Source organism: Bacillus sp. BS98 (assembly GCF_008432245.1).
In the GTDB taxonomy this organism is placed as follows: Bacteria; Bacillota; Bacilli; order Bacillales; family Bacillaceae_G; genus Bacillus_A; species Bacillus_A toyonensis.
Map to the genome: position 1 here is coordinate 4,464,452 of NZ_CP043830.1, position 22,756 is coordinate 4,487,207.

A 22,756-nucleotide genomic window follows, 5' to 3' on the forward strand; every position below is an offset into this window, starting at 1 on the left:
CCTGCTGATTATTAGCCCCCACCAATCGGGCCTTTGTGTGAGTATACGAGCTGCAAATAATAAAACTTTTCTTATTAGCAAGACTCTATACAGTAACTCCATTATTCTCTATAGTATATTCACCTGTATAAAAAACGTTTTCATACATTCTATTTTTGTAGTTTTATTTCAGCAATCGATTTATATTTCGGCGTTTCCTTCACGTGAGATTCGTATAAAGTAATTGTATCCGCTTGAAATGATACTTCAGGCACTTCTTTTATATTTTCCAAATGAAACTTTTTTTCTCCCATCCATTTACGAGCAACAGTAATATGTGGATGATACGGACGTGTTTCTAAAGAAAACCCATTCCCTTCACAAATCGCATGCACTTGCTTTTGTAGCTGAAACAACTCATGATTCTCACTTACTTTCGCCCAAAAAATACGTGGCCTGTCTTCCATGCCAAATGTTGAAAATCCTTGTAATGTGAAAGGTAGTTCCTTTTTTTCTATAAGTGTTTGTAATCCATTCTTTATTCCTTCTAATTGTTCCTCTGTCGCACTTCCTAAAAAGGAAAGGGTAATATGATAGTCTTCCTTATGTACCCACGAGCGAAATGGTAATTCCTCCTCCATATCCTCTTTATAATTAGAGAGCACTTCTTTTATATAATTTGGTAAAGTAATTGCGACAAAATAATGCGGCTCCATTTATATCATCTCCTTTTTTTTATTGTTGCTTTTCTTTCTTATCTCATTCAGTTAAAAAGAAGCCGCCCTCTAAAGTAGAGAGCGGTCATTATTCATATATCCTTTATTTCGCTAACTCATGAATTGCTTGCGCGTAAATTGCTGTTGCTTTTAATAAGTCTTCAATTTCAATGTACTCATCTTTTTGATGCGCAAGTTCTTCTTTTCCAGGGAATAGCGGGCCAAATGCAACGCCAGCTTTCAATGAACGGGCGTAAGTACCACCGCCGATTGCTAATAGCTCTGCTTTTTCTCCTGTTTGTTCTTCATACACGCGCTGCAGCGTACGAATTAATACGTGGTCTTTATCGACGTGATGCGGACGAGAGTTAGAATAATCCGCTACTTCAAATCCATGAATACTAACGTATTCTTTTAACTTCGCAATCATTTCTTCAAAGTTAGTCGTAACTGGGTAACGTACGTTTAACCCTAAGTTGCCACCGTTTTCTTTCGTATAAGAAAGGCGACCGACATTCACTGTTAACGGACCGCTAACTTCGTCTTTATAAGCAATAGTAGCTTTTTCACCAAAAATATCACCAGTAAATGTTTTTGCTGCAAATGTCGCAAATGCATTTGCTTTTCCATCAAGTGAAACTGTAGTTAAGAAGTTTGCTAATAGTAAACCTGCATTTTCTCCTTTTTCTGGAGTAGATCCGTGTGCTGAAATTCCTTCTATTTGCAACGTCACCGTATTTCCTTCTATAGTTGAGTTCCCTATTTTTTTAGCCGTTTTTAAATACTCTTCATATGCTACTGTAAGTGCATTTACATCTTCTCCTGTAATAACCGCTTTTGCAAAATCAGGAACCATGTTTAAACGGCGGCCTGACTCAAATGAAACGAGTTCATATACACCTTTTTTCTCTTCACTACCATTTTGCACAACTTGTATATCAGAAATTCCTTTTTCTGCATTAATAATTGGAAAGTCCGCGTCTGGCGCAAAACCGATTGTTGGCATTTCTTCGTTTTTAAAGTAGTGATCTACACATTTCCAGTTACTTTCTTCATCTGTTCCTAAAATCATACGAACGCGTTTTGAAAGAGGCAACCCTAATTCTTTCACAATTTTCATCGCATAATAAGCTGCCATCGTTGGGCCTTTATCATCAATTGCACCACGTGCAAAAATCTTTCCTTCGCGAATATCTGCACTATATGCAGGAGTCGTCCAGCCATCCCCTTCTGGTACAACATCAACATGACAAAGAATACCTACTAGTTCTTCTCCTTGTCCCATTTCAAGATGACCTGCATAACCTTCTAAATTTTTAGAAGAAAAACCTTCTAATTCTCCTTTATGTAACATGAAAGATAAAGCTTTTTCTACACCTTCACCGAACGGTGCGCCCTCTTTCGCCGACTCTTCTTCCCACACACTTTTAATTTGCAAAAATTGTTGTGTATCACGAATTAAATCATCTTTTCGTTTTGCAACTTCTTCTGTCCAATTAATCGCTGACATCACGCATCCATCCTTCGCTATATTATCTCTTTCATCATAGCAAACCGAAATCCCTTATGCCATACACGAAAGTCAAATACCGAACAATTGTAATATTTCAGATATTTCCCATTAGTTTTTCTTTTATTTTTTCAAAAAATTTTGCAGGAATTTGGCGTTTTACGTAGAATTTTATGTGTTAGTTGACTGATCATATATACAATGTCAACTACCAATATTTTTCTATATGAAATTTTGTTAAACTTTTGTAAAATTTAAGTAGATTAAAGCATGAATTTTATCATGTAGAGTACAATGGTAGTAACGACCTTCTTTCCTGAATGGGGTCAAAAAAACTAGTAGAGGAGTGGTTTTCTCTTGAAACCTACAACTACTCGTATGCTAACACGCATTAAATCAATTTATATGTACATCAATGAAAACGGAACGGTAACGACGAAAGACCTTGTAGATGAGTTCGGGATCACACCGCGAACGATACAACGTGATCTAAATGTGTTGCAGTTTAATGAACTCGTGTATAGCCCTTGCCGCGGTAAGTGGACAACAACAGGAAAGAAAGTGAGAATGACCTCATAACGAAAAAATAATTGTATGTAAATAAATACATACCCCTTTCTAACTCATTAGAAAGGGGTCTTTTCTGCGCCTAAAAACAGGACTACTTCTCAGTATCTACTTGATATGTTTTTAACATTTCTACTTCTTCATCTGTTAGCTCTCGGTATTCTCCAAGTTCTAGTTCTTCATCTAATACTAACGGACCCATCTCTGTTCTCTTTAGGTAAACAACCTTTTTCCCTACTGCTTCAAACATGCGCTTCACTTGATGGAATTTTCCTTCTGTAATCACAAGCTCAATTTCAGAAACATCATCGCTTTTTAATATTGTAAGTGCACCTGGTTTCGTTTCATAACCATCGTCTAAAATAACACCTTTAGCAAACTCTTTTACATCCTCTTCCGTTACAACTCCTGCAACGTGTGCATAGTATTTTTTCGGCACATGCTTTTTCGGAGATAATAATTGATGTGATAACTTCCCGTCATTTGTTATCAATAAGAAACCTTCCGTATCGATATCAAGTCGTCCAACTGGGAACGGATCAAAGATTGCATCTTCTAGTTCTAATAAATCTATTACTGTTTCGTGATTATCATCTTCTGTAGCTGAAATTACACCTTGTGGCTTATGCAGCATTAAATAAACAAACTCTTTATATTCTACAACTTCACCGTGAATCATAACTTCTTGCTCTTCTACATTTACATGAACCTTTGCATCTTTCACCGGCGTTCCATCAATCTTCACAACGCCGTCTTTCAATAATTTCTTTACTTCTTTTCTACTTCCGTATCCCATATTCGCTAATAATTTATCTAATCTCACGTTTTTCACCTTCTTTATTTATCATAGAAAAGGGGACGTATTTACGCCCCTTTTGATTTCAACTTTATTTTGAATCTACTGCCAAGTTTACGCTGAATTTTCTCTAACGCTTCTCCGCCAAATACTCTTTCAAGTACTCCTGTGCGAATTGCTAACAGACCGTAAACAAGACCACCAACACCTGCACAAATCGCAACTGTAATTAAAGCACCAATACGGCCATCTGGCGAAATCATGAAGGATAGAATCCACTGTGATAGTTTTACCGCCACGACCATTACAAGTGTTAATACTGCAATTTGGAATGTTCTCTTATATACAACACCAAATGAATAGTGTGCATGTTTTTGGATTTGTCTATTCGTATACCATACGGAAGCTAAAAAACCGACTGCAGTAGCTAAAATCGCTCCTACTGTACCGAAATATCGAATAAAGATTACGTTACATACAAATTTCAAAATAACACCCATAACAAGTGCGACAATCGCATGTTTTTGTTGATTAATCCCTTGCAGAATCGCGGCTGTTACCGTAAATAAAGCAAATAACAATGCAACTGGTGCATACCACATTAACACTTGTCCACCTAATGGATCTGAATCGTAAAACGCAGTGTAAATTGGATAAGCCAGTGTTGAAATACCGATAACTGCTGGCAATGTTAAAAACATATTCGCCTGGAATGTTTGTGTAATTTGTAATTTTAAATAGCGATATTGTTTTTCCGTAAATGATTTTGTAATCGCTGGTACAAGCGTTAAACTAAACGCTGTTGCAAGCGATACTGGAATCATAATTAATTTATGCGTCCACATTGTGAAAATACCGAGCGCTCGCTCTGCGATATCACCTTGACCAATTGCCTGCATAATAGAGTTAAATGTCAATGTATCAATTTGTTGATATAAAGGAATTGTTAACCCAATTACAACGTAAGGAATTGCATACGCAAATAACTCTTTAAACAATTGAACGGTACTTACTGTCGATTCTGGTACAGTTTGTTCAATTAAATATTGATCCAAATATTTTTTACGTTTTAACCAGTACCAAATTAATACGCCGAGTGCTCCAACTGCTGAAACGAATGCAGCGAATGTCGCAACTCCGACTGCTGTTGCTACTGTACCGCCAAGTATTTTAATAACGATGAAACTACCCGCTAGTAAAAAGACGATACGAATAATTTGTTCAATAATTTGTGACACCGTAGTCGGTCCCATCGATTGGTGACCTTGGAAATAACCACGAATCAAACTTGCTGCCGGTACAACAATAAGTGCGAAACTTACGAGGCGAATAATCGTCGTAACTTCTTCTACCTTATTTTGTAAACTTTGTTTACCAAGCATTGCTTCTGCAAATAATGGTGCGGTCATGTACAGTACTAAGAAGGAAAGAACCCCTGTTACTATCATCATAACCATTCCCGAGCGGAACATTCTTCGGCTCGTTTTATAATCTCCAAGTGCATTATATTTGGAAACAAACTTTGAAACAGCAAGCGGCACCCCTGCCGTTGCAATACTTAAAAATATCGTATATGGAATATATCCATATGTATAGAGCGTTCCGCCTTCTGTGCCTACTAATGCATGAAACGGAAAGACGTAAATCATGCCTAAGAACTTTACTAAAAATGTCCCTAACGTCACAATAAGCGTTCCGCGCAGAAATTTTGAATCGGACATACGAAAATCCTCCTACTTCCTATATAACGCTGAACTCTAACTTTTGTATTGTACCACAATTCTCCCCTCAAGCAGTACTTCACTCTATTTTTCTTTTAAGGGAAAACATGCTATTCTTTTAGGCAGGAAATGTAGAAAATGAGGTCGATATATTATGCATTATGATGTTATTGTAATCGGTGGCGGGCCTTCTGGGCTAATGGCTGCAATCGGTGCTGCAGAAGAAGGCGCAAATGTCTTACTTCTTGATAAAGGAAATAAACTAGGGCGCAAACTTGCGATTTCTGGTGGTGGTCGTTGTAACGTAACGAACCGTCTACCACTTGATGAAATCGTTAAACATATACCAGGAAATGGCCGCTTCTTATACAGCGCTTTTTCTATTTTTAATAATGAAGATATTATTACATTCTTCGAAAATCTCGGGGTAAAATTGAAAGAGGAAGATCATGGCCGTATGTTCCCTGTATCAAACAAAGCGCAATCGGTAGTAGACGCACTTTTAACACGATTAAAAGATTTAGGTGTAAAAATCCGTACGAATACACCTGTTGAAACGATTGAATATGAAAATGGTCAAACGAAAGCAGTTGTATTACAAACAGGCGAAGTGTTAGAAACGAATCACGTCGTTATCGCTGTTGGCGGAAAATCTGTTCCTCAAACTGGTTCTACTGGAGACGGATACGCTTGGGCTGAAAAAGGTGGTCATACAATTACAGAATTATTTCCAACAGAAGTACCAATCCTTTCAAACGAGCCATTTATACGTGATCGCTCATTACAAGGTCTTGCTTTACGTGATATAAACTTAAGCGTATTAAACCCGAAAGGAAAAGCTATCATTTCTCACAAAATGGACATGCTCTTCACTCATTTCGGCCTATCTGGTCCTGCTGCTCTTCGCTGTAGTCAATTCGTCGTGAAAGCACTGAAAAAGTTTAAAACGAATACAATACAAATGAGTATTGATGCATTACCAGAAGAAAATAGTGAACAACTATTCCAGCGCATGCTGAAACAAATGAAAGAAGATCCGAAAAAAGGAATTAAAAACGTGTTAAAAGGATACGTTCCCGAGCGTTACTTCCTATTCTTATTAGAAAAAAATGAAATTGACGGTAGCGAACAAGCTGGACAAGTTTCTCATGAAAAGATTCGTGCACTTGTGAAAGACTTTAAAGAATTTACTGTGAATGTAAATGGTACGCAGTCAATTGAAAAAGCATTCGTTACTGGCGGAGGCGTATCTGTTAAAGAAATTAATCCGAAAGAAATGTCTTCTAAATTCACGAATGGCTTATATTTCTGCGGAGAAGTTCTTGATATTCACGGTTATACGGGCGGTTATAACATTACATCCGCTCTCGTTACTGGTAGAATTGCTGGAACTACAGCTGGAGAAAATGCGAAAATGCAATATTAAAAAAGAAACAGCATTCCTGTTTCTTTTTTTATAGATACATGAAATTATGTCGGCTATTTTTCAAAAACATCCCCTCCCCTAACTTCCCATTACTTATTTGTTGCTTTATATACCTTAGTACCTTTATATTTTATATTGTTGAATATTTAAAAAAGGGTAAGGGGAAAACATATGAGAAAAAAAGTCATGGTGTCTTTAATGCTAATGACGTTTCTTTCTGCCGTAGAAGGAACGATTGTTAGTACAGCAATCCCTCGTATAACGAGTGATTTGTCAGGCGTCGAACTTGTTAGCTGGGTTTACGCAATTTATATGCTTGCCACAGCGGTTTCGACTCCAATATACGGAAAATTGGCTGATTTATTCGGTCGTAAAAAAGTTCTACTTATCGGAGCTACAATCTTTTTAATCGGCTCTGCACTTTGCGGTGTCGTTACATCGATGGAACAATTAATCTTCTTCCGTGCTCTTCAAGGTATAGGTGCTGGCGCTGTTATGCCAATCACAATGACGATTATTGGAGACTTATATAGCGAAGCGAAAGACCGCGCAAAAGCACAGGGCTGGATGAGTGCCGTTTGGGGTGTATCTGGTGTTGTCGGGCCGTTAGTAGGTGGTTTTTTAGTTGATTCTCTTTCTTGGCGCTATATTTTCTTCTTAAACGTTCCTTTCGGAATTATCGCTTGCTTAATGTTTGCCACTTCTTATAAGGAATCTGTTAAGTCTGCCGCCAAGCAGCATATCGACTATCTTGGTGCGACAGTCTTCTCATTAAGTACAATTGCTTTACTATACGCATTATTAACAGGTAGCAGTAAGCAAAACTGGGGAGACATTACAATCATCGGTCTATTAATCTTTTCGGCTGTGTCATTCATTATTTTCTTATACATCGAGAAAAAATCTCCGGAACCATTAATTCCGCTAGCACTTTTCTCTAACCGTACATTATCTACGATAAACATATTAACTCTTATTGCCGGTGCGATGATTATTAGTATTACAATGTACCTTCCAATTTGGAGCCAAGGTGTATTAGGAAAAAATGCGACAGAAGCTGGACTCATTTTAATGCCAATTCCTGTTATGTGGACGTTCGGTGCTATGTTCTCCGGTAACTTAGTTGGCAAATTACAAACGAAACAAATTATTTTACTTGGAGCTAGCATTTTATCAGTTGCTACCTTCTTATTATTTACATTGTCAACAAATTCACCATCGTTCCTTATTTATGTTGCAGTCGGATTATTCGGCTTAGGCATGGGGCTTGTGACACCTATTTACATGGTAACAATTCAAGCAGCCGTACCAGCTCATACACGCGGAACAGCCGTTGGTTTAAACACATTTATTAATACATTTAGTCAAACGTTAGGTGCTGCAATATTCGGTACAATCTTCAATACGATGATTCACGCACGTGGTATTAAAAACCTTGATCTTGTATCTGGCGGACACGGCGGAACTACAGCAAACGTAGCAACTGAATCACAATCTGCATTAGCAGCAAGTGTACACGTTATTTATATGAGTACTTTCGTATTAGCAGTATTTACATTAATTATTGCTTGGCTCTTATTAAAACCAGCTACACAAACAAGTGAGCAATAATAAAGAGGATGACCCAAATGGTCATCCTCTTTTATTCTTCATTCTCCACAATATGTTTAAGCACGGACAATTTATTATCCCAAAATCGTTCATAATATGAGAGCCACTGCTTTAATTCTTCTAACGGCTCCGGCTGCAAATAATATATCTTCTCTCTTCCACTCTTTCTTCCACTTACTAAATTCGCTTCTGAAAGAATATGAAGATGCTTCACAACAGCCGTACGACTCATCGGAAAATGATCCGTTATTTTTGAAATTGGTAACTCTTTATCACTTAATAACCGTAACACTTCTCGGCGGGTCGGATCAGCAATTGCTTGAAATACATCATATTTCGCTGCTGACGAAGACATTTATCCTTCAACAACCTTTTTCAGTTTTTCATTTACAATCGCTACCCAGCCGCCATTCATTCTATCGCGAATAATAGAGCTCTTCGCATTCGCTTTCGGCAGAATTTCATCAGGATGTTTCCAACCGCCGTGAATTAATGTAAATTCTGTTTTATTTTCTCCTAAGTCTCTCAAATGGAATGAAACAACCCAGCCATCTGTGTCCCATGAGAAAGATAAATGGTTTGGTTCATCAATTTCTAACACTTTACATGGTGACGGTCCAAATGGTGATTGAACATGAAACTCATGTCCTACCTCTAATTCAAAATCATTCGGCATAAACCATGATTCAATTCCTTCTGCAGTTGACACTACATTCCATACTTTTTGAATAGACGCGTTAAAAACGATTGTTTGTTTAATATCGTTTAATGTATTTTGTTGAGTCATTTTTTTAGCCCCTTTATCCAGCATTAAAACATAACACCTTTTAGTTGTATTTGAATAATATAACACCTTTTAGTTTCATGTCAACACTAATTCTTTTTACCGTTGAGAAATTCTCAACATTTTTTCAACAGGACAAACACCCTCTCAGCATTCCCTCATAATATACTCACAAAGGCAATAAAAAATAAAAACTTCTCTCAACATGAAACTCCATCATTCATATTGAAAGAAGTGCCTTACTTATATCATGCGTACATCGTCTCTCCTCCTTCCCTCAAGAGGCAATACGCAAGATATAAAAAATCAGAAGGAATATGCCCACCATTTGAGTAGGTAGTTATTTCTCTTCTCCTCAACATTTCCTTAGGAGCGAAATGACTACCCACTCACTTTTTTAAACAAAAATAAAAAGGGGATGAAAGCTATGTTCTATTGCATTAACTGTTCTGACATTCACCATGAAAAACATCCGAATGATAAAGTATTCAAAAACGGTTTTTATATTGATCCATTTTTAGGTGATCGTTATCACCTCGGTATGTGTAAAGATGCCCAAGATCATGAAACAGAGGCAAACCTTTTAGCGACAAAGAAATTAGGCGCACCCCAATCTATTATGAACGTATTACCAACCCATGTTGTCCCAACATAAAGTGAAACCTTAATCAGTGGGGGGTTTTATTCATCCCCCACTGATTATTAGTTGAACCAATCGGGCTTTTACGGGCAATTGCCTCCCACCTAACTTCCTCGTATGCGCTAAATTTTGAGGTGGGAGTCTTACTGCCCGTTAATGCGGGATAAAGCATAAAAAAGAGCTGGCTCACCCAGCTCTTTTTTATGCTTTATAAACAATCATTGCTGAAAAACAATAAATTTGGTTTTCATCATCGTTAATAGAAACACCAACTTGGTACTTAATATCTACAAAGTGACTATCATCAATCTTTTTCAAAAACACATTTACAGCGTCTTCTAAGTCTTTTTCGTGACTTTCATCAAACACTTTCACACGAATCATGTTCACACCATCCTAGATCGCAGCCCTCCGCCGCTTGATTATTGCCACGGTGCGTATCTATGATGCGATAAAACTTTCCATTTTCATATATATATCCGTCTTCTAACACATATTGTTTATCTTCAGTATAGACATAAAACTTACCTATCATAAATTTACTCGTATATAATTCCAAATAATTTGATCTAAATTTAGCTACAACTTTATTTGTAATATCAATTTTTATTGTGTGCCCCACCTTCTCTCCCTCCTTTGCAAAGAACGGATTTAGGTATATTGTATTAGCGATTTTACATTTTATGCTTAAAAATAAGTGGATATGCCCCTTCTTCACCCTGTACTATTTTTCTAAAAAAGTCACCTATATTTATTTCACATAAAACCATAAAAAAAGACCTTTTACATATTGACTCAAATGTATTCAATATGGTATTATATAAAATTTGACATTTTTATGAACTTATGTTATCATTAAAAGTGGTTACCACATATGGAGGTGGATGATTTGTTTCAAATTGGTGATAAAATCGTTTATCCAATGCACGGTGCAGGGATCATCGAAGCAATTGAGGAGAAAGAAATATTAGGTACTTCGCGTCAATATTGTGTGATACGCATCCTTAGTAAAGATATGCAAGTAATGCTTCCGATGGATCAATTACAAAAATCAGGTATTCGTTATATCGTCGATAAAGGTACGTTAAATGATATACTTCTTGAATTTCAAAATGGGGAATCAGACCCATCACTCTCATGGAAACAAAGATATACAATGAATATGGAAAAAATGAAAAACGGCAATCTGCAAGATAGTGCAGAAGTTGTTCGGGATTTACTTCGCCGTAATAAAGAAAGAGCATTAAATGCGAGCGAAAAACAAATGCTAGATAATGCACGTAAAATGATGATTAGTGAAGTTGCGCTCGTACAAGACGTTTCTGAACATCAAGCGACAGAATTTCTTCAAGAGACAATTAATCATTAAATTTAAAATAGCTCGCGCTATTTTTTTTTGCCAAAAAGGACAAAGAGATAAAACTCTTTGTCCTTTTCATATTATCCACGCCCAGCTTGAAAAGATGGGTATAAAGTCATTCCACCATCTGCAAATAACGTAATTCCAGTTACGTAACTCGCCTCTGATGAAGCGAGCCAAGTTGCTACTGCTGCGATTTCTTCAGGTTTTCCAATATAGCCCATCGGTATCATACTTTCTACGTCAGCACGCTGCTTTGGATCAGCAAACTTTTCAGCATTAATTGGCGTATTTATTGCACCTGGTCCAATATTATTTACTCGAATACCTTTTGGTGCATACTCTAACGCTAACGTTTCTGTCATAAGTTTAATACCGCCCTTACTTGCTGCGTAGTGCACAAATAGTGGCCACGGAATTTTCTCATGAACGCTAGACATATTAATGACAGATCCTTTAATGTCGTGTTCCACAAAATATTTAATCGCTTCACGGCTTCCTAAAAAAGCGCCTGTTAAATTTGTATTGATTACTTTATTCCAATCTTCTAACGGCATTTCATGCGACGGTACCGCGTTTTCTATTCCTGCATTATTAATCATAACGTCGAGCGTACCAAACTCTTTCACAGCAGATTGAATGAGATTCATAACATCTGCCTCGACCGTCACATCACCTTTTACAGCAATCGCTTCTCCGCCTACCTTTTTAATTTCTTCTAACACATCATTCGCTTCTGAATCTCGTGAGCGATAGTTAATAACGACCTTTGCTTTCTCCTTAGCAAACCTTACTCCCATCGCTCTTCCGAGACCCGTTGCTGATCCTGTAATAACGACGACTTTCCCTTCTAAATCACTATACATTTCAATACCTCCTTAACCTTTTGCAATTCCTAACATAATTCCAGCTGCAATAATAAAAACGATCCCAACAACGATACCTGTTAATTGACGTTTCGTTTTTCTTTCGCCTAATATAAGAATCCCGCCAAGCGTCGAAATAACAATTCCCATTTGCGATAGTGAAAAGCTTGTTGCGACTCCGACACGCGGCTGCGAAATGAATAAAAACATATTTCCAGCTGCCCAAATTAATCCTGGAACAATATTTCGTATCGCATATTTATTAAATGGATGATGTTTAAACGTAAGTAAAATACCTCCTAACACCATACCAACTGCTTGTGGTAATAAAGCCGACCAACCATCTACGTTAAATAGCCTAATAACTACTACGTAAACTAAATAACCGACTGTTGAAATTAATAAAATTATGATGCCCCTTTTAAAATTTGCTGCTTGCTCTGCATTTTTTTCTTCTTCACTTTGAAGTGACGTTAAAATAACACCGATAAGAATACAAACGAGCGCTAAAATTCCAAGGACGACTGAAATTGTCGTGGACCATTCATGAAATACGATAACGCCAAATAAAGTCGTCGCAACTAATTGCAGTCCTGTTGAAATTGGCATCGTCCTCGAAACACCCATTAAATCAATACTTTTCAATTGATTCGCCTGACCAAGTGCCCAAAATAAACCTGACACAATTCCAACTCCAATAACGGTAGGAGTTAATACTGGCTTTACAAAAATATAAACAACAATCGAGAAAATAAGTGCACCAAGCGTTGTGCCAAGCGTTTGACTATACGGTCCACCGCCCAGTTTCACGTTAAATAGCACAATACTTCCCCAAAATATAGCTGGTAAAATCGCTAAAAATATATCCATGGCTCATTACCTTTCTTTACGAAATGTCATCAGTTACCGCTCTACACTGTTAGAGTGTGCTTTCATTTTTTCTTTCGCTTGTGCGCAAACCTTTTCTGCGATCGCACTAGAAACATTTTTTTCTCTTTCCACTTTCTTGATCTTTATGTGATCTAAATTATCTTCCAAAGTAAGTGTAACTTTGTCATTTGGCGGATTATGTGCACCTTGAAAAGTAAGAAATTGTAGCGTCACTTCAAATCGAGGAACGAATTCATCTTTCTTGCCGAGACGCTTTATATTTATAACTGAATCACATTCATATTGATCTTCTGTCGCTTGCCTTATAACGGAGTAATATCGATTTAAGAGCGCACTCTCTAAAAGTTGTTCTTTCGATTCTTTCGCCAAAGAGTCGCTTGGAGAAAAGAGAAAGATAGAACATATCATCGTCATCATTACACATATTTTTTTCATAATGCCCTCCTTGTTCTATAAATTAGTGTTCTCAAAAATACCATAAAAAAACGACTTCCCCTATTTAGGAAAGTCGTTTTAATGAATCCAATATTAACCACCGCTCACCGGCGGTATGAGTGCAACAACATCACCAGATTGAATTTTATCATCTTCATTTGCGTATTCTTCATTAATTGCAACCATAATTGGCGCTGATACTGGTACATTATATTCATTGGCAACAATATCTTTTAACTCTGCAACCGTAATATTTTCTTTCTCTATTCGTAATTCACTTGTTCCTGCTTCTTCTTGCAAGTGCGCAAATAACAATACTCGAATCATACTTATAACTCCTTCCCAGGCTCTCCCGCCGGATATGGCGTTTTTTCTAATTGGTCACCAATCCACGAGTCACCATCTTCCCAAAACTCCTTTTTCCAAATGGGAACGATTTGTTTTATGCGTTCCATAATATATTCATTCGCTTCATAGGCCGCTTTACGATGCGGTGTTGAAACAGCCACAACAACCGCGATATCAGAAATTTGCAATGTACCGATGCGATGCGTGATCGCAACGTGTGTACCTGGCCATTTCTCCTTCACTTCTGAGCCGATTTTCTGTAGCATCTTTTCTGCCATCGTCTTATAAGCGACATACTCTAAGTATAATGTACGACGCCCTTTCGTAAACTCCCTAACCGTTCCAATAAACGTTGTAACAGCACCGCATTCACGGCGAATTACTTTCTTCGCTACCTCTTCAATCGAGATTTCTGTATCAATTACTTCATAATATGTATTTATCATTTCGCACTCCTAACCGTTTGTAAAAACCAGTCTATGTACAACTTTTCTTCTGTTATATGAAATACTTTATATTCTTCTCGTAAATTTACCGGCGCATTATACCACGTAATGACCGCTACTACATTTTCTACTTTATGTACAAGTTCAACGTCTTCCGCAGAACGAAGTAACACTACTTTCGGATAGTTCTCTTTTTTATAGCCCTCTATTAAAATTGTAGCCACTTCAAAAAACTCATATAAGCGAATAATTTCTTGTAAGGACCATTCCTCTCTTAACGAAGAAAGTGAAAGTAATCCCGCACCTTCTACACTACTTACGACAGCACCGGCTTTTCTGTGTCTTTCACTATCTTTTTGTGCTACTTCTGGAAAACCTCCGTGCCCGTGATGTTTAATTGTAGCAACTTTCATTTCGCTTTCGGCTAAAGCATGCACAACTTTCTCTACAAGTGTTGTTTTCCCGCTATTTTGATACCCTACTATTTGTATGATTGAAGAGGCTTTTCCCAAGGCCAATCACATCCCTCCGAATGCTCTAACAATAATACGGATACTTTCATCCCTGCCTCAAATCCTCTCGTTCCTCCAGGCAACACGATAAACGCATTTGCATCCGCAAGTGAAGATACCGCACTCGATTTATCTAAACCGACCGGCATCGCTTGTAATGCCCCATCCACGATCGTCACGTTTGCTCTTACGAAACGAGTAAATGGATTTGGCTTTGGAAAATCTTTTTGTAAAATAGCATCAGCTCTATATACGTGAGGCTCCTTCGCATACAAATACGTTTTTATAATCGGATGCACAAATAATTCAAAGCCTACATAACAAGCAGACGGATTCCCTGATAAACCGAAAAGTAACTTTCCATCAACTTCAGCTACTGTCGTTACACTTCCTGGTCTCATCGCTATTTTATTAAAGAGGACATTCGCCTGTAATCTTTCATATATAGCTGGTAAGTAGTCATAATCTCCTACCGAAACACCGCCTGTTGTAATTAAAATATCAACCTCATCCATCGCCGATTGAACAGCTGTAAAACATGCATCTAGCTCATCAGCCAGTTGGCCATAATATCGGACCTTTCCACCAGCTTTCATAATTTGAGCGGCAATCATATAAGAGTTACTGTTTCTAATCTTTCCTGGTTCTAACGACTCGTGTACTTCTAGTAATTCACTCCCTGTCGTTACAATACCGACAACAGGCTGTTTTACAACTTTCACAGTACTATATCCAAACGTCGCTAATAGCGCAGCAACACCTGGATTAATTGCAACACCTTTCTTAACGAGAACTTGATTTTGTTTTATATCTTCTCCTTTAAATGACACATTGTCACCACTATTAAAAGGACGCTTTAACCTCATATATGTTTTTCCGTTCTTCTCAAATCCTTCTGTCAGTTCTAGCATTACGACTGCATTGCAATTCTCTGGAATAGCTGCTCCCGTCATAATACGAACTGCTTCAAAAGAACCTACCTCTTTTACAAAAACAGACCCCGCTCCAATTTCTCCTATCACTTCAAATTCAACTGGATTCTCTTGATTCGCTTCTTTCGTATCTTCTGCTCGAATTGCGAAACCATCGTAAGGAGAACGATCAAAATGAGGAACGTCATGATCTGAGACAACACCTTCCCCAAGAATTCTCCCGTAACTTTCCGTAATAGAAACTTCTTCTACTTCACCATGCTTCGCATATTTCATTACCCGCTCTACTGCCTCAGCAACTTGAATTGGAATTCGTTTTTCTACCATCGTTTCTCACCTCATATTTGCAATTTTTTTTATCTCGATTAAACTTTATATATTAAACAGAAATTACTTCAAGGAGGAATTCCATGTCTTCATTCACACACTTTAATGACCAAGGACGCGCGAAGATGGTTGATATAAGCGACAAAAAAACAACCGTTCGAACAGCAATTGCGTGCTCTAGCATTGTAGTTACGAAAGAAATTTACGATAAAATCTCTCACAATGAAATTGGGAAAGGTGACGTATTAGCAGTTGCCCAAATCGCAGGCATTATGGCTGCAAAACGCACTTCTGATATTATCCCAATGTGCCATCCTTTATTATTAAAAGGTGTTGACGTTTCTTTCGATTGGCAACAATCAAATGAACAATATCGATTACTTATTGAAGTAAAAGTTAAAACAGAAGGTAGCACTGGCGTTGAAATGGAAGCTTTAACAGCTGCTTCTGCTACGGCTCTTACCGTGTATGATATGTGTAAAGCTGTTGATAAAAGTATGATTATTGGTGAAACGTACTTACTTGAAAAAACAGGTGGAAAAAGTGGCGATTATACGAGAAATTCGTAATCCTCTCCGTTGAACCTAAAGGATTTCCTTTAGGTTCAACCTATATATCTTGCATATAAACTTTTCGCTACATTCATATCATTTGTCCCATGAATAAACGCCCTACCATCTGTAAATAGAACAAATCGATATTCTTCTATCGGGAATGATAATAAATAAGGTGTTGCCTTTACCTCTACACTTTTTTGTAAGCGCTTTTTAGTTTCTTCTAAATTAAAATCTTTCCGCATCCCTGGACGAATTTGTACTGTATTCCGCCCACATAACACTTCCGTTTTCGTTTGTGCTTCAAATGTTAAACTCGGATATGTACGTAATCTTCCACAAGATAAACACGTATCTTTTTTCTGCCTATTCACTTTAAATGCCATCTGCTGATTATTCCAAAGGTCAAACGATAGCATCGTTTCACGAAGCGCACCAAAGTCTTCTACTAATATTTTCAACGCTTCTGTTATTTGATGCGCAACTACTAACTGCACCGCTGGCTGTATAATACCAACTGTATCACATGTTGCTCCACTCGCCGGATGCTCCATTAAACAGCGGAAACACGGTGTTTTCCCTGGTAAAATTGTATAAGTCACTCCGTAACTTCCGACACAACCACCATATATCCACGGAATATTATACTTTTGTGAAATATCATTAATGAGAAGACGCGTTTCAAAATTATCTGTCGCATCTAATATTAAGTCTACACTATTCACTAGTTCTTCCATTTCTTGCACCGTTACATCAGTTACAACTGGATTAATTTCCACCTCAGAATTAATCGCTTTTAAATGTTCTGCTGCCGCTACCGCCTTCGGTTTATACTGCTTTGCATCTTCTTCTGTATATAATTGTTGTCTTTGTAAATTGCTCCATTCTACATAATCGCGATCTGCAATCGTTACTTTTCCAACACCTGCTCTAACAATCGCTTCTGCATTTGCCGCACCTAGGGCACCAGCGCCGATAATAAGCACATGCTTCTCTCTTATTTTTCGCTGCCCTTCTTCTCCAACACCAGGAAATAATATTTGTCTTGAATATCGCTCCTGCATACGATAGCCCCCTTCCTTATCCTCCTATATAAGACATTTCAATTTTCGGACGATTTTTTGCACTTTCTTCTGTCCGTTCATCTGAATATCTATCTTTTCTATTCATCCATACATCTTGTATAACATGTAATAGCTCTTCATCCGAAAGATTATCTCTAAGAAGTTCCTTTATATCCAATCCTTCCGTCGCAAACAAACAAGTATAGAACTTTCCATCCGCCGAAATTCTCGCTCTCGTACAAGAAGAACAAAACGACTCAGAAACAGAAGTAATAAAACCGACCTCTACATTTGTTCCAACATACCGATATCGTTTCGCAACTTCACCAAAATAATGCGCTTCAGCTTGCTCAAGCGGATACACTCCATGAATTGTCTCAATTAATTCCCGCTTCGTAACTACTTGATCAAAATTCCATCCATTCGTACTACCAACGTCCATAAACTCAATAAATCTAAGCGTGATTCCTTGTTCTTTAAAATATGCAGCCATCGGTAGTACTTGATGATCGTTCATCCCTTTTTTCACAACCATATTTACTTTTACTTCAAGCCCTGCCTCTTTTGCTGCTATAATGCCCTTAATCACAGGTTTCGTATTAATATTTCGACCATTAATATTTCTAAATGTATCATCATCTATCGCATCTAAACTAACATTCACTCTATGTAATCCAGCTTCTTTTAATGCCTTCGCTTGCTTCGTTAAATGAATTGCATTTGTCGTTAACCCTATATCTACTAGCCCGTCAATTTTCACGAGACGTGCAATAAGTTTTGTTAAATCTTTACGAAGCAGTGGTTCGCCACCAGTAAGTCTAATTTTTCGTACACCGATGCTAACAAACACTTTTGCCAAACGTTCAATTTCATCAAACGTCAGTAAAAACTCATCTTTCAAAAAAGCATAATCAGGCCCAAATACTTCTGCTGGCATACAATATGTACATCTAAAATTGCAACGATCAATGACAGATATGCGTAAATCTTGAAGTGGGCGTCCAAAAAAGTCTTTAACCATCTCCTGCATCGCCACCCTCCCTTTCTGCCAAATTTCTTTCTTTTCATTCTATTATAATATATTTTCGAACTGCGATGTTTTTGCTAAGGTGAATAAAGTGAAACTTTAAACAATAGGAAGTTATCCATTCCCCTCTGATTAGCGAGAGTTACTCTCAAATACTGGGATAAAAAAACCTTGAAACATAAAAGTTCCAAGGTTTTCTACTTATTAACTTAATCTAATAATCGTTAGAGTAGCTCCTGGCGTTGCCGTAGATAATGTAGCCAGTGCAACTACTCCAAATAATTGCAAACTAACGGCAGCTCCAGCAGGCAAATTAGCAATTATTGTTGCACTAAATGAACCAGTAGCCACTGCTGGGGAGTTTATCGTTCCCGCAAGCGGACTTCCATTTACAGTTATACGCGAACTTACAAGTAATCCTGCTGTTAAATTAATTGTATAGGCTATATAATAATTCCCTGCATTGGCAACTGTAAATACAGTATTTCCACCACTAACGGTTATTCCTGATCCAATATTTTGATTGTTTGGTAATGGGATATTTGTACCGCCTAATAAAACAGAAATAACACTTCCTGATGTATTATTCGCAAATGCATACGTTGCAGTTGTACTAACTCCAGTCACCCCGGTCGCTCCAGTGGCTCCGGTTGCTCCAGTGGCTCCGGTTGCTCCAGCTCCGGTTGGGCCTGTTGGACCTTGGATTCCTTGTGAACCTGCTGGACCCGTATCACCAGTTGAACCTTGTGAACCGGTTACTCCCGTGGCTCCGGTTGGACCTTGAATTCCTTGCGGGCCTTGAATTCCTTGTAGCCCTGTTGCTCCGGTTGCTCCGGTCGCTCCCGTGACTCCCGTTGGTCCTTGAATTCCCTGTGGGCCTTGCGCTCCTGTTGCACCCGTGTCCCCGGTTGGGCCTTGTGGACCTTGTAAGCCTTGCACTCCTTGAGGACCTGTTGGACCTATTTCCCCTTGCACTCCTTGTATTCCAGTTGGGCCTTGTGGACCGGTCGGACCTTGGATTCCTTGTATCCCTTGAATTCCCTGTGGTCCTTGTGCTCCCGTCGCCCCGGTTACTCCTTGTATCCCTTGTAGACCTTGTTCTCCTTGAATTCCTTGTGGTCCAGTTGGCCCTTGAATTCCTTGAGGACCTTGTATTCCTTGTGGACCTTGATCTCCCGTCGCCCCAGTTACTCCTTGTATCCCTTGTGGACCTTGAATTCCTTGCGGGCCTGTTGGACCTATTTCTCCTTGCACACCTTGTATTCCTTGTGGACCCTGTAAACCCGTCACTCCGGTTGCTCCCGTTTCTCCTGTCGCTCCTGTCACTCCAACCGGCCCTGTCGCTCCGGTATCTCCGGTTGCCCCTGTCGAACCGGTTGCTCCGGTCGGTCCAGGTGGCCCACCGGATGGACCTGTCACTCCTGTCGGACCTGATGGTCCCGTTGGGCCAGTCGGTCCTGCTGGTCCTCCTGAAGGTCCCGTTACCCCTGTTGGACCTGTTGTTCCAGTTGGACCTGTAGTTCCTTCCCCTGTCGCCCCAGTTGCTCCCGTATCTCCTGTCGCTCCCGTCGGACCTTGTATCCCTTGAATTCCTTGTGGTCCTTGCACTCCTTGTGCACCTGTTGCTCCTTGAATCCCTTGAATTCCTTGCACTCCCTGTGGCCCCATCGGACCTGTTGGACCAATTGCCCCTTGAGCACCTTGCACTCCTTGCGGGCCCTCTGGACCGGTTGCTCCTATTTCCCCTTGTATCCCTTGAATTCCGGTTGCTCCTTGTGCTCCTGTTGCTCCCGTTATCCCTTGCACACCTTGTATTCCCTGTATTCCTTGTGGGCCTTGTGGGCCCGTTGCTCCTACCGGTCCTTGTATGCCTTGTATCCCCTGTGGCCCCTCTGGACCCGTTGCTCCAACTGGACCTGGCACTCCTTGTATTCCTTGCGGGCCTTGAAGTCCCTCTGGGCCTTCTGGACCTGTTGGGCCTATCTCACCCATCGGACCTTGTATCCCTTGAACTCCTTGTGGTCCCGTTGCTCCTGATGGACCTGGTACTCCTTGTATACCTTGTGGACCTTGATCTCCTGTTACTCCTGTTACACCTTGAGGTCCTATAGCTCCCTGTATACCTTGTGGGCCTTGATCTCCGGTTGCTCCCGTTATTCCTTGAATCCCCTGAACACCTTGGATCCCTTGCTCACCAGTTACTCCCGTCGGACCAGGAATACCTTGAATTCCCTGTGGCCCTTCTGGACCTGTTGGGCCAATTGGCCCTTGAATTCCTTGTATCCCTTGTAGCCCCTGCGCACCTGTTTCTCCTGTACTTCCTGTCGGACCGGTTAGCCCCTGACCTGTTGCTCCAGTATTTCCAGTTGCTCCTGTTGGTCCTGTCACCCCTGTACTTCCACTCGGTCCACCCCCAGGACCTGTTGCTCCTGTCGGGCCAGTTGGACCTGGAGGGCCTCCTGAAGGTCCAGTTATCCCTGTTGGACCTGTTATTCCTGTCGGGCCTGTAATCCCTTGACCTGTTGCTCCTGTTGTTCCCGTACTTCCACTCGGTCCCTCTGTCCCTTGGATTCCTTGCACTCCTTGAATCCCTTGTGGACCTGTTGCTCCCGGTATCCCTTGCACTCCTTGGATTCCTTGAGAACCCTCAGGTCCGGTAGCTCCAATCGGACCCTGTAATCCCTGTACACCCTGTATCCCTTGTACTCCAATCGGACCTGTTGGACCAATGGGCCCTTGTAATCCTTGCACACCCTGTAAACCTGTCGCTCCAGTTTCTCCTTGTGGACCTCTCAATCCTTGTGGCCCCTGCTGTCCTTCTGGTCCAGTTGCACCTATTGGCCCAACTGATCCTTGTATCCCTTGCACACCTTGAGGTCCTGTCGGGCCCATCTCCCCCATCGGACCTTGTAATCCTCTTGGTCCTTGAGGTCCTGTTGGGCCTTGTGGACCGGTTGGACCAGTAATCCCTATACCTGTAAATCCAGTTGGAACAGGGGGAAAAGTAGGCCCAATAAGTTCGGGTGGAATTCTAAAATTAGAGCTTAACGAATTTTGCTTCCGATTATTATCACGATTCTTCACACTTTCACCACCTACAAACCGTCTTTTTCATAATAAATAAGCCTCTTCTTAATCTATTTACAAAAATAATTTCCAAGACTATTTTTATTTTAAATAATAAAAACTCCCTTAATTCCTTAAGGGAGTCCAGCAATTGAATCCATATTATCTGTATTCGGGACAGCTTGCGCTATACTCGATGCATTTACACTTTGCCCCATATTTGTTCCTGTTACAGTACCAGCAGGAGTACCTCGTGTATATGTTGTCGTCACAGAATCACCCGGCTGTAAACAAAGCTTCGTCTCTGTTCCTATTACTGTAACAACATCAATCCAAGTACACCCCATTGAACCACTATACGATTTCGTAGCAGTAAATGAAGTATCACTCAAATTGTCACCTGTAAATATATTCCCAGTATTATTAACAATAACAAACTCTTTTATATGCGCAGGCATAATTACACTCTACCTTTCCTCTACGAACCTAATGTACGTGTGCTCGTTGCTAATGGCGGAAGGAATACTGATGTTCTAATCACCGCTTCTGGCTGCCTTTTTCCATTTAAAAAAATAGCCGCACTCGATCCTCCAGCACCCGCGTATATTTTCGCTACAGCTAAAGGTGAGATATCATAACAGTCGCCGACATTAACAGCTCCTGTATTATTAATAATTTTTACTTTACGCAAATTAATCCCCATTTCCCCCTCCTCCTTTTGTATACTGTATGCAAAAGAAAAAAACTTGAAACAGACTCGTTTCAAGTTTTTAGTAATTAACTATTTCATTTCGCCTTCATATTGAAGCATACCGCCAACCATATTCACTGTTTTAAATCCTTGCTCATTTAAATAATGGCATACATTCTCACTGCGCATTCCCGAACGGCAAATAAAGATATATTCATTCTCTTTATTAAAGAAGTCTACTTTATTTGGGATATCACCCATTTTAATATGTACCGCTTCTGGAATTTTCCCTGCTGCTACTTCTTCATCTTCCCTTACATCTACTAAAAATAACGTTTCTCCATTTTCTAAACGTTCTTGTACTTCTTCTGTTGTAATTGTTTTTACTTCTGTCATATGTCGTTCCTCCTTATATACAATAAAACCTTTCGTTTCTTCTTTAAACAACCATTTCTAATCAATTTTAGCATGCAAAAGAAGGAACGCA

Annotated in this window: 27 protein-coding genes; 6 read left to right on the forward strand and 21 right to left on the reverse strand. The window is 39.4% G+C overall.

The genetic code is table 11. The features are described from left to right. Window positions 1–149 precede the first annotated feature (149 nt). Window positions 150–695, reverse strand: coding sequence for an RNA 2',3'-cyclic phosphodiesterase (thpR, locus tag F0362_RS23180; RefSeq protein WP_000433244.1), 546 nt, complete (start codon window positions 693–695; stop codon window positions 150–152). Between the two features lie 103 nt (window positions 696–798). Continuing rightward, on the reverse strand, window positions 799–2,205 hold the full coding sequence (pepV, locus tag F0362_RS23185; protein ID WP_001274245.1) for a dipeptidase PepV: 1,407 nt from the start codon (window positions 2,203–2,205) through the stop codon (window positions 799–801). Between the two features lie 357 nt (window positions 2,206–2,562). Between pepV and F0362_RS23190 the strand changes: the two genes are divergently transcribed. Then, a complete protein-coding gene (locus F0362_RS23190) occupies window positions 2,563–2,784 on the forward strand; it encodes a DeoR family transcriptional regulator (protein WP_000805512.1) in 222 nt (73 codons plus the stop codon). 82 nt (window positions 2,785–2,866) lie between these two features. Here the strand turns inward: F0362_RS23190 and F0362_RS23195 are convergent, their stop codons facing one another. Together F0362_RS23195 and F0362_RS23200 are read right to left on the reverse strand one after the other, a co-directional pair. After that, complete coding sequence (locus F0362_RS23195) at window positions 2,867–3,595, reverse strand: pseudouridine synthase (protein ID WP_001234943.1); 729 nt, start codon at window positions 3,593–3,595, stop codon at window positions 2,867–2,869. A gap of 41 nt (window positions 3,596–3,636) precedes the next feature. After that, on the reverse strand, window positions 3,637–5,289 hold the full coding sequence (locus tag F0362_RS23200; protein ID WP_149889983.1) for a putative polysaccharide biosynthesis protein: 1,653 nt from the start codon (window positions 5,287–5,289) through the stop codon (window positions 3,637–3,639). Between the two features lie 154 nt (window positions 5,290–5,443). Between F0362_RS23200 and F0362_RS23205 the strand changes: the two genes are divergently transcribed. Next, the gene (locus F0362_RS23205; protein WP_000558865.1) at window positions 5,444–6,715 is read left to right on the forward strand and encodes a BaiN/RdsA family NAD(P)/FAD-dependent oxidoreductase; all 1,272 of its coding nucleotides are present in this window, start codon (window positions 5,444–5,446) and stop codon (window positions 6,713–6,715) included. A 171-nt stretch (window positions 6,716–6,886) separates the two neighbouring features. Beyond that, window positions 6,887–8,326, forward strand: coding sequence for an MDR family MFS transporter (locus F0362_RS23210; RefSeq protein ID WP_001228037.1), 1,440 nt, complete (start codon window positions 6,887–6,889; stop codon window positions 8,324–8,326). Window positions 8,327–8,357: 31 nt separating this feature from the next. Here F0362_RS23210 and F0362_RS23215 read toward each other — a convergent pair whose 3' ends face one another. Both F0362_RS23215 and F0362_RS23220 read right to left on the reverse strand, forming a co-directional pair. Further along, on the reverse strand, window positions 8,358–8,681 hold the full coding sequence (locus F0362_RS23215; RefSeq protein ID WP_149889984.1) for an ArsR/SmtB family transcription factor: 324 nt from the start codon (window positions 8,679–8,681) through the stop codon (window positions 8,358–8,360). Then, window positions 8,682–9,113, reverse strand: a complete 432-nt coding sequence (locus tag F0362_RS23220) for an SRPBCC family protein (protein ID WP_000193760.1) — start codon at window positions 9,111–9,113, stop codon at window positions 8,682–8,684. Window positions 9,114–9,537: 424 nt separating this feature from the next. Here F0362_RS23220 and F0362_RS23225 point away from each other — a divergent pair, with 424 nt between their 5' ends. Next, window positions 9,538–9,765 carry a DUF3973 domain-containing protein gene (locus F0362_RS23225; protein ID WP_000498975.1) on the forward strand — a complete coding sequence of 76 codons (228 nt, stop codon included), beginning with the start codon at window positions 9,538–9,540 and terminating at the stop codon, window positions 9,763–9,765. Between the two features lie 186 nt (window positions 9,766–9,951). Here the strand turns inward: F0362_RS23225 and F0362_RS23230 are convergent, their stop codons facing one another. After that, window positions 9,952–10,134: a sporulation protein Cse60 gene (locus tag F0362_RS23230; protein WP_000621749.1), complete on the reverse strand. Its 183-nt coding sequence runs from the start codon at window positions 10,132–10,134 to the stop codon at window positions 9,952–9,954. Next, a complete protein-coding gene (locus F0362_RS23235; RefSeq protein ID WP_000510186.1) occupies window positions 10,112–10,372 on the reverse strand; it encodes a DUF2553 family protein in 261 nt (86 codons plus the stop codon). The genes F0362_RS23230 and F0362_RS23235 overlap by 23 nt, the downstream gene beginning before the upstream one ends. A gap of 252 nt (window positions 10,373–10,624) precedes the next feature. Here F0362_RS23235 and F0362_RS23240 point away from each other — a divergent pair, with 252 nt between their 5' ends. Further along, the gene (locus F0362_RS23240; RefSeq protein WP_000451448.1) at window positions 10,625–11,119 is read left to right on the forward strand and encodes a CarD family transcriptional regulator; all 495 of its coding nucleotides are present in this window, start codon (window positions 10,625–10,627) and stop codon (window positions 11,117–11,119) included. A gap of 71 nt (window positions 11,120–11,190) precedes the next feature. Here F0362_RS23240 and F0362_RS23245 read toward each other — a convergent pair whose 3' ends face one another. The 7 genes from F0362_RS23245 to moeA all read right to left on the reverse strand — a co-directional run bounded on the left by F0362_RS23245 (window position 11,191) and on the right by moeA (window position 15,867). Beyond that, window positions 11,191–11,976 (reverse strand): glucose 1-dehydrogenase, encoded by a 786-nt coding sequence (locus tag F0362_RS23245; RefSeq protein ID WP_000286691.1) that lies wholly within the window; start codon window positions 11,974–11,976, stop codon window positions 11,191–11,193. Window positions 11,977–11,988: 12 nt separating this feature from the next. Next, window positions 11,989–12,846, reverse strand: coding sequence for a glucose uptake protein GlcU (glcU, locus tag F0362_RS23250; RefSeq protein WP_000350876.1), 858 nt, complete (start codon window positions 12,844–12,846; stop codon window positions 11,989–11,991). 33 nt (window positions 12,847–12,879) lie between these two features. After that, window positions 12,880–13,302 carry a DUF3888 domain-containing protein gene (locus F0362_RS23255; RefSeq protein WP_000717664.1) on the reverse strand — a complete coding sequence of 141 codons (423 nt, stop codon included), beginning with the start codon at window positions 13,300–13,302 and terminating at the stop codon, window positions 12,880–12,882. Window positions 13,303–13,395: 93 nt separating this feature from the next. After that, window positions 13,396–13,629: a molybdopterin converting factor subunit 1 gene (gene moaD / locus F0362_RS23260; protein WP_000621781.1), complete on the reverse strand. Its 234-nt coding sequence runs from the start codon at window positions 13,627–13,629 to the stop codon at window positions 13,396–13,398. Between the two features lie 2 nt (window positions 13,630–13,631). After that, window positions 13,632–14,096, reverse strand: coding sequence for a molybdopterin synthase catalytic subunit MoaE (gene moaE, locus F0362_RS23265; RefSeq protein ID WP_000611223.1), 465 nt, complete (start codon window positions 14,094–14,096; stop codon window positions 13,632–13,634). Continuing rightward, complete coding sequence (gene mobB, locus F0362_RS23270; protein WP_002093154.1) at window positions 14,093–14,614, reverse strand: molybdopterin-guanine dinucleotide biosynthesis protein B; 522 nt, start codon at window positions 14,612–14,614, stop codon at window positions 14,093–14,095. The genes moaE and mobB overlap by 4 nt, the downstream gene beginning before the upstream one ends. Then, complete coding sequence (gene moeA / locus F0362_RS23275; RefSeq protein ID WP_000229711.1) at window positions 14,578–15,867, reverse strand: molybdopterin molybdotransferase MoeA; 1,290 nt, start codon at window positions 15,865–15,867, stop codon at window positions 14,578–14,580. The genes mobB and moeA overlap by 37 nt, the downstream gene beginning before the upstream one ends. An 83-nt stretch (window positions 15,868–15,950) precedes the next feature. Here moeA and moaC point away from each other — a divergent pair, with 83 nt between their 5' ends. Next, entirely contained in the window at window positions 15,951–16,436 is a 486-nt protein-coding gene (gene moaC / locus F0362_RS23280) for a cyclic pyranopterin monophosphate synthase MoaC (RefSeq protein ID WP_000094155.1), read from the forward strand. A gap of 35 nt (window positions 16,437–16,471) precedes the next feature. Here the strand turns inward: moaC and F0362_RS23285 are convergent, their stop codons facing one another. The 6 genes from F0362_RS23285 to F0362_RS23310 all read right to left on the reverse strand — a co-directional run bounded on the left by F0362_RS23285 (window position 16,472) and on the right by F0362_RS23310 (window position 22,665). Next, a complete protein-coding gene (locus F0362_RS23285) occupies window positions 16,472–17,485 on the reverse strand; it encodes a molybdopterin-synthase adenylyltransferase MoeB (protein WP_001158077.1) in 1,014 nt (337 codons plus the stop codon). Window positions 17,486–17,501: 16 nt separating this feature from the next. Beyond that, window positions 17,502–18,515: a GTP 3',8-cyclase MoaA gene (moaA, locus tag F0362_RS23290; protein WP_001157124.1), complete on the reverse strand. Its 1,014-nt coding sequence runs from the start codon at window positions 18,513–18,515 to the stop codon at window positions 17,502–17,504. Window positions 18,516–18,716: 201 nt separating this feature from the next. Then, window positions 18,717–21,596, reverse strand: coding sequence for a BclA-related collagen-like exosporium protein (locus F0362_RS23295; RefSeq protein ID WP_149889985.1), 2,880 nt, complete (start codon window positions 21,594–21,596; stop codon window positions 18,717–18,719). Window positions 21,597–21,712: 116 nt separating this feature from the next. Next, window positions 21,713–22,036, reverse strand: a complete 324-nt coding sequence (locus F0362_RS23300) for a hypothetical protein (protein WP_001110863.1) — start codon at window positions 22,034–22,036, stop codon at window positions 21,713–21,715. A 20-nt stretch (window positions 22,037–22,056) separates the two neighbouring features. Further along, complete coding sequence (locus F0362_RS23305; RefSeq protein WP_000512461.1) at window positions 22,057–22,281, reverse strand: spore germination protein; 225 nt, start codon at window positions 22,279–22,281, stop codon at window positions 22,057–22,059. Between the two features lie 78 nt (window positions 22,282–22,359). Then, window positions 22,360–22,665 carry a rhodanese-like domain-containing protein gene (locus F0362_RS23310; RefSeq protein WP_000141215.1) on the reverse strand — a complete coding sequence of 102 codons (306 nt, stop codon included), beginning with the start codon at window positions 22,663–22,665 and terminating at the stop codon, window positions 22,360–22,362. Between the last annotated feature and the right edge of the window lie 91 nt (window positions 22,666–22,756).

Bases quoted from the DNA above. Each gene is read 5' to 3' on its own strand.
- glcU (WP_000350876.1), bottom strand. From the start codon at position 12,846: ATGGATATATTTTTAGCGATTTTACCAGCTATATTTTGGGGAAGTATT.
- F0362_RS23300 (WP_001110863.1), bottom strand. From the start codon at position 22,036: ATGCCTGCGCATATAAAAGAGTTTGTTATTGTTAATAATACTGGGAAT.
- F0362_RS23200 (WP_149889983.1), bottom strand. From the start codon at position 5,289: ATGTCCGATTCAAAATTTCTGCGCGGAACGCTTATTGTGACGTTAGGG.
- pepV (WP_001274245.1), bottom strand. From the start codon at position 2,205: ATGTCAGCGATTAATTGGACAGAAGAAGTTGCAAAACGAAAAGATGAT.
- moaA (WP_001157124.1), bottom strand. From the start codon at position 18,515: ATGCAGGAGATGGTTAAAGACTTTTTTGGACGCCCACTTCAAGATTTA.
- F0362_RS23255 (WP_000717664.1), bottom strand. From the start codon at position 13,302: ATGAAAAAAATATGTGTAATGATGACGATGATATGTTCTATCTTTCTC.
- F0362_RS23305 (WP_000512461.1), bottom strand. From the start codon at position 22,281: ATGGGGATTAATTTGCGTAAAGTAAAAATTATTAATAATACAGGAGCT.
- F0362_RS23285 (WP_001158077.1), bottom strand. From the start codon at position 17,485: ATGCAGGAGCGATATTCAAGACAAATATTATTTCCTGGTGTTGGAGAA.
- F0362_RS23240 (WP_000451448.1), top strand. From the start codon at position 10,625: ATGGAGGTGGATGATTTGTTTCAAATTGGTGATAAAATCGTTTATCCA.
- F0362_RS23245 (WP_000286691.1), bottom strand. From the start codon at position 11,976: ATGTATAGTGATTTAGAAGGGAAAGTCGTCGTTATTACAGGATCAGCA.
- F0362_RS23220 (WP_000193760.1), bottom strand. From the start codon at position 9,113: ATGACTCAACAAAATACATTAAACGATATTAAACAAACAATCGTTTTT.
- moeA (WP_000229711.1), bottom strand. From the start codon at position 15,867: ATGGTAGAAAAACGAATTCCAATTCAAGTTGCTGAGGCAGTAGAGCGG.
- moaC (WP_000094155.1), top strand. From the start codon at position 15,951: ATGTCTTCATTCACACACTTTAATGACCAAGGACGCGCGAAGATGGTT.
- moaD (WP_000621781.1), bottom strand. From the start codon at position 13,629: ATGATTCGAGTATTGTTATTTGCGCACTTGCAAGAAGAAGCAGGAACA.
- F0362_RS23205 (WP_000558865.1), top strand. From the start codon at position 5,444: ATGCATTATGATGTTATTGTAATCGGTGGCGGGCCTTCTGGGCTAATG.
- F0362_RS23225 (WP_000498975.1), top strand. From the start codon at position 9,538: ATGTTCTATTGCATTAACTGTTCTGACATTCACCATGAAAAACATCCG.
- F0362_RS23215 (WP_149889984.1), bottom strand. From the start codon at position 8,681: ATGTCTTCGTCAGCAGCGAAATATGATGTATTTCAAGCAATTGCTGAT.
- F0362_RS23230 (WP_000621749.1), bottom strand. From the start codon at position 10,134: ATGATTCGTGTGAAAGTGTTTGATGAAAGTCACGAAAAAGACTTAGAA.
- thpR (WP_000433244.1), bottom strand. From the start codon at position 695: ATGGAGCCGCATTATTTTGTCGCAATTACTTTACCAAATTATATAAAA.
- moaE (WP_000611223.1), bottom strand. From the start codon at position 14,096: ATGATAAATACATATTATGAAGTAATTGATACAGAAATCTCGATTGAA.
- F0362_RS23310 (WP_000141215.1), bottom strand. From the start codon at position 22,665: ATGACAGAAGTAAAAACAATTACAACAGAAGAAGTACAAGAACGTTTA.
- F0362_RS23210 (WP_001228037.1), top strand. From the start codon at position 6,887: ATGAGAAAAAAAGTCATGGTGTCTTTAATGCTAATGACGTTTCTTTCT.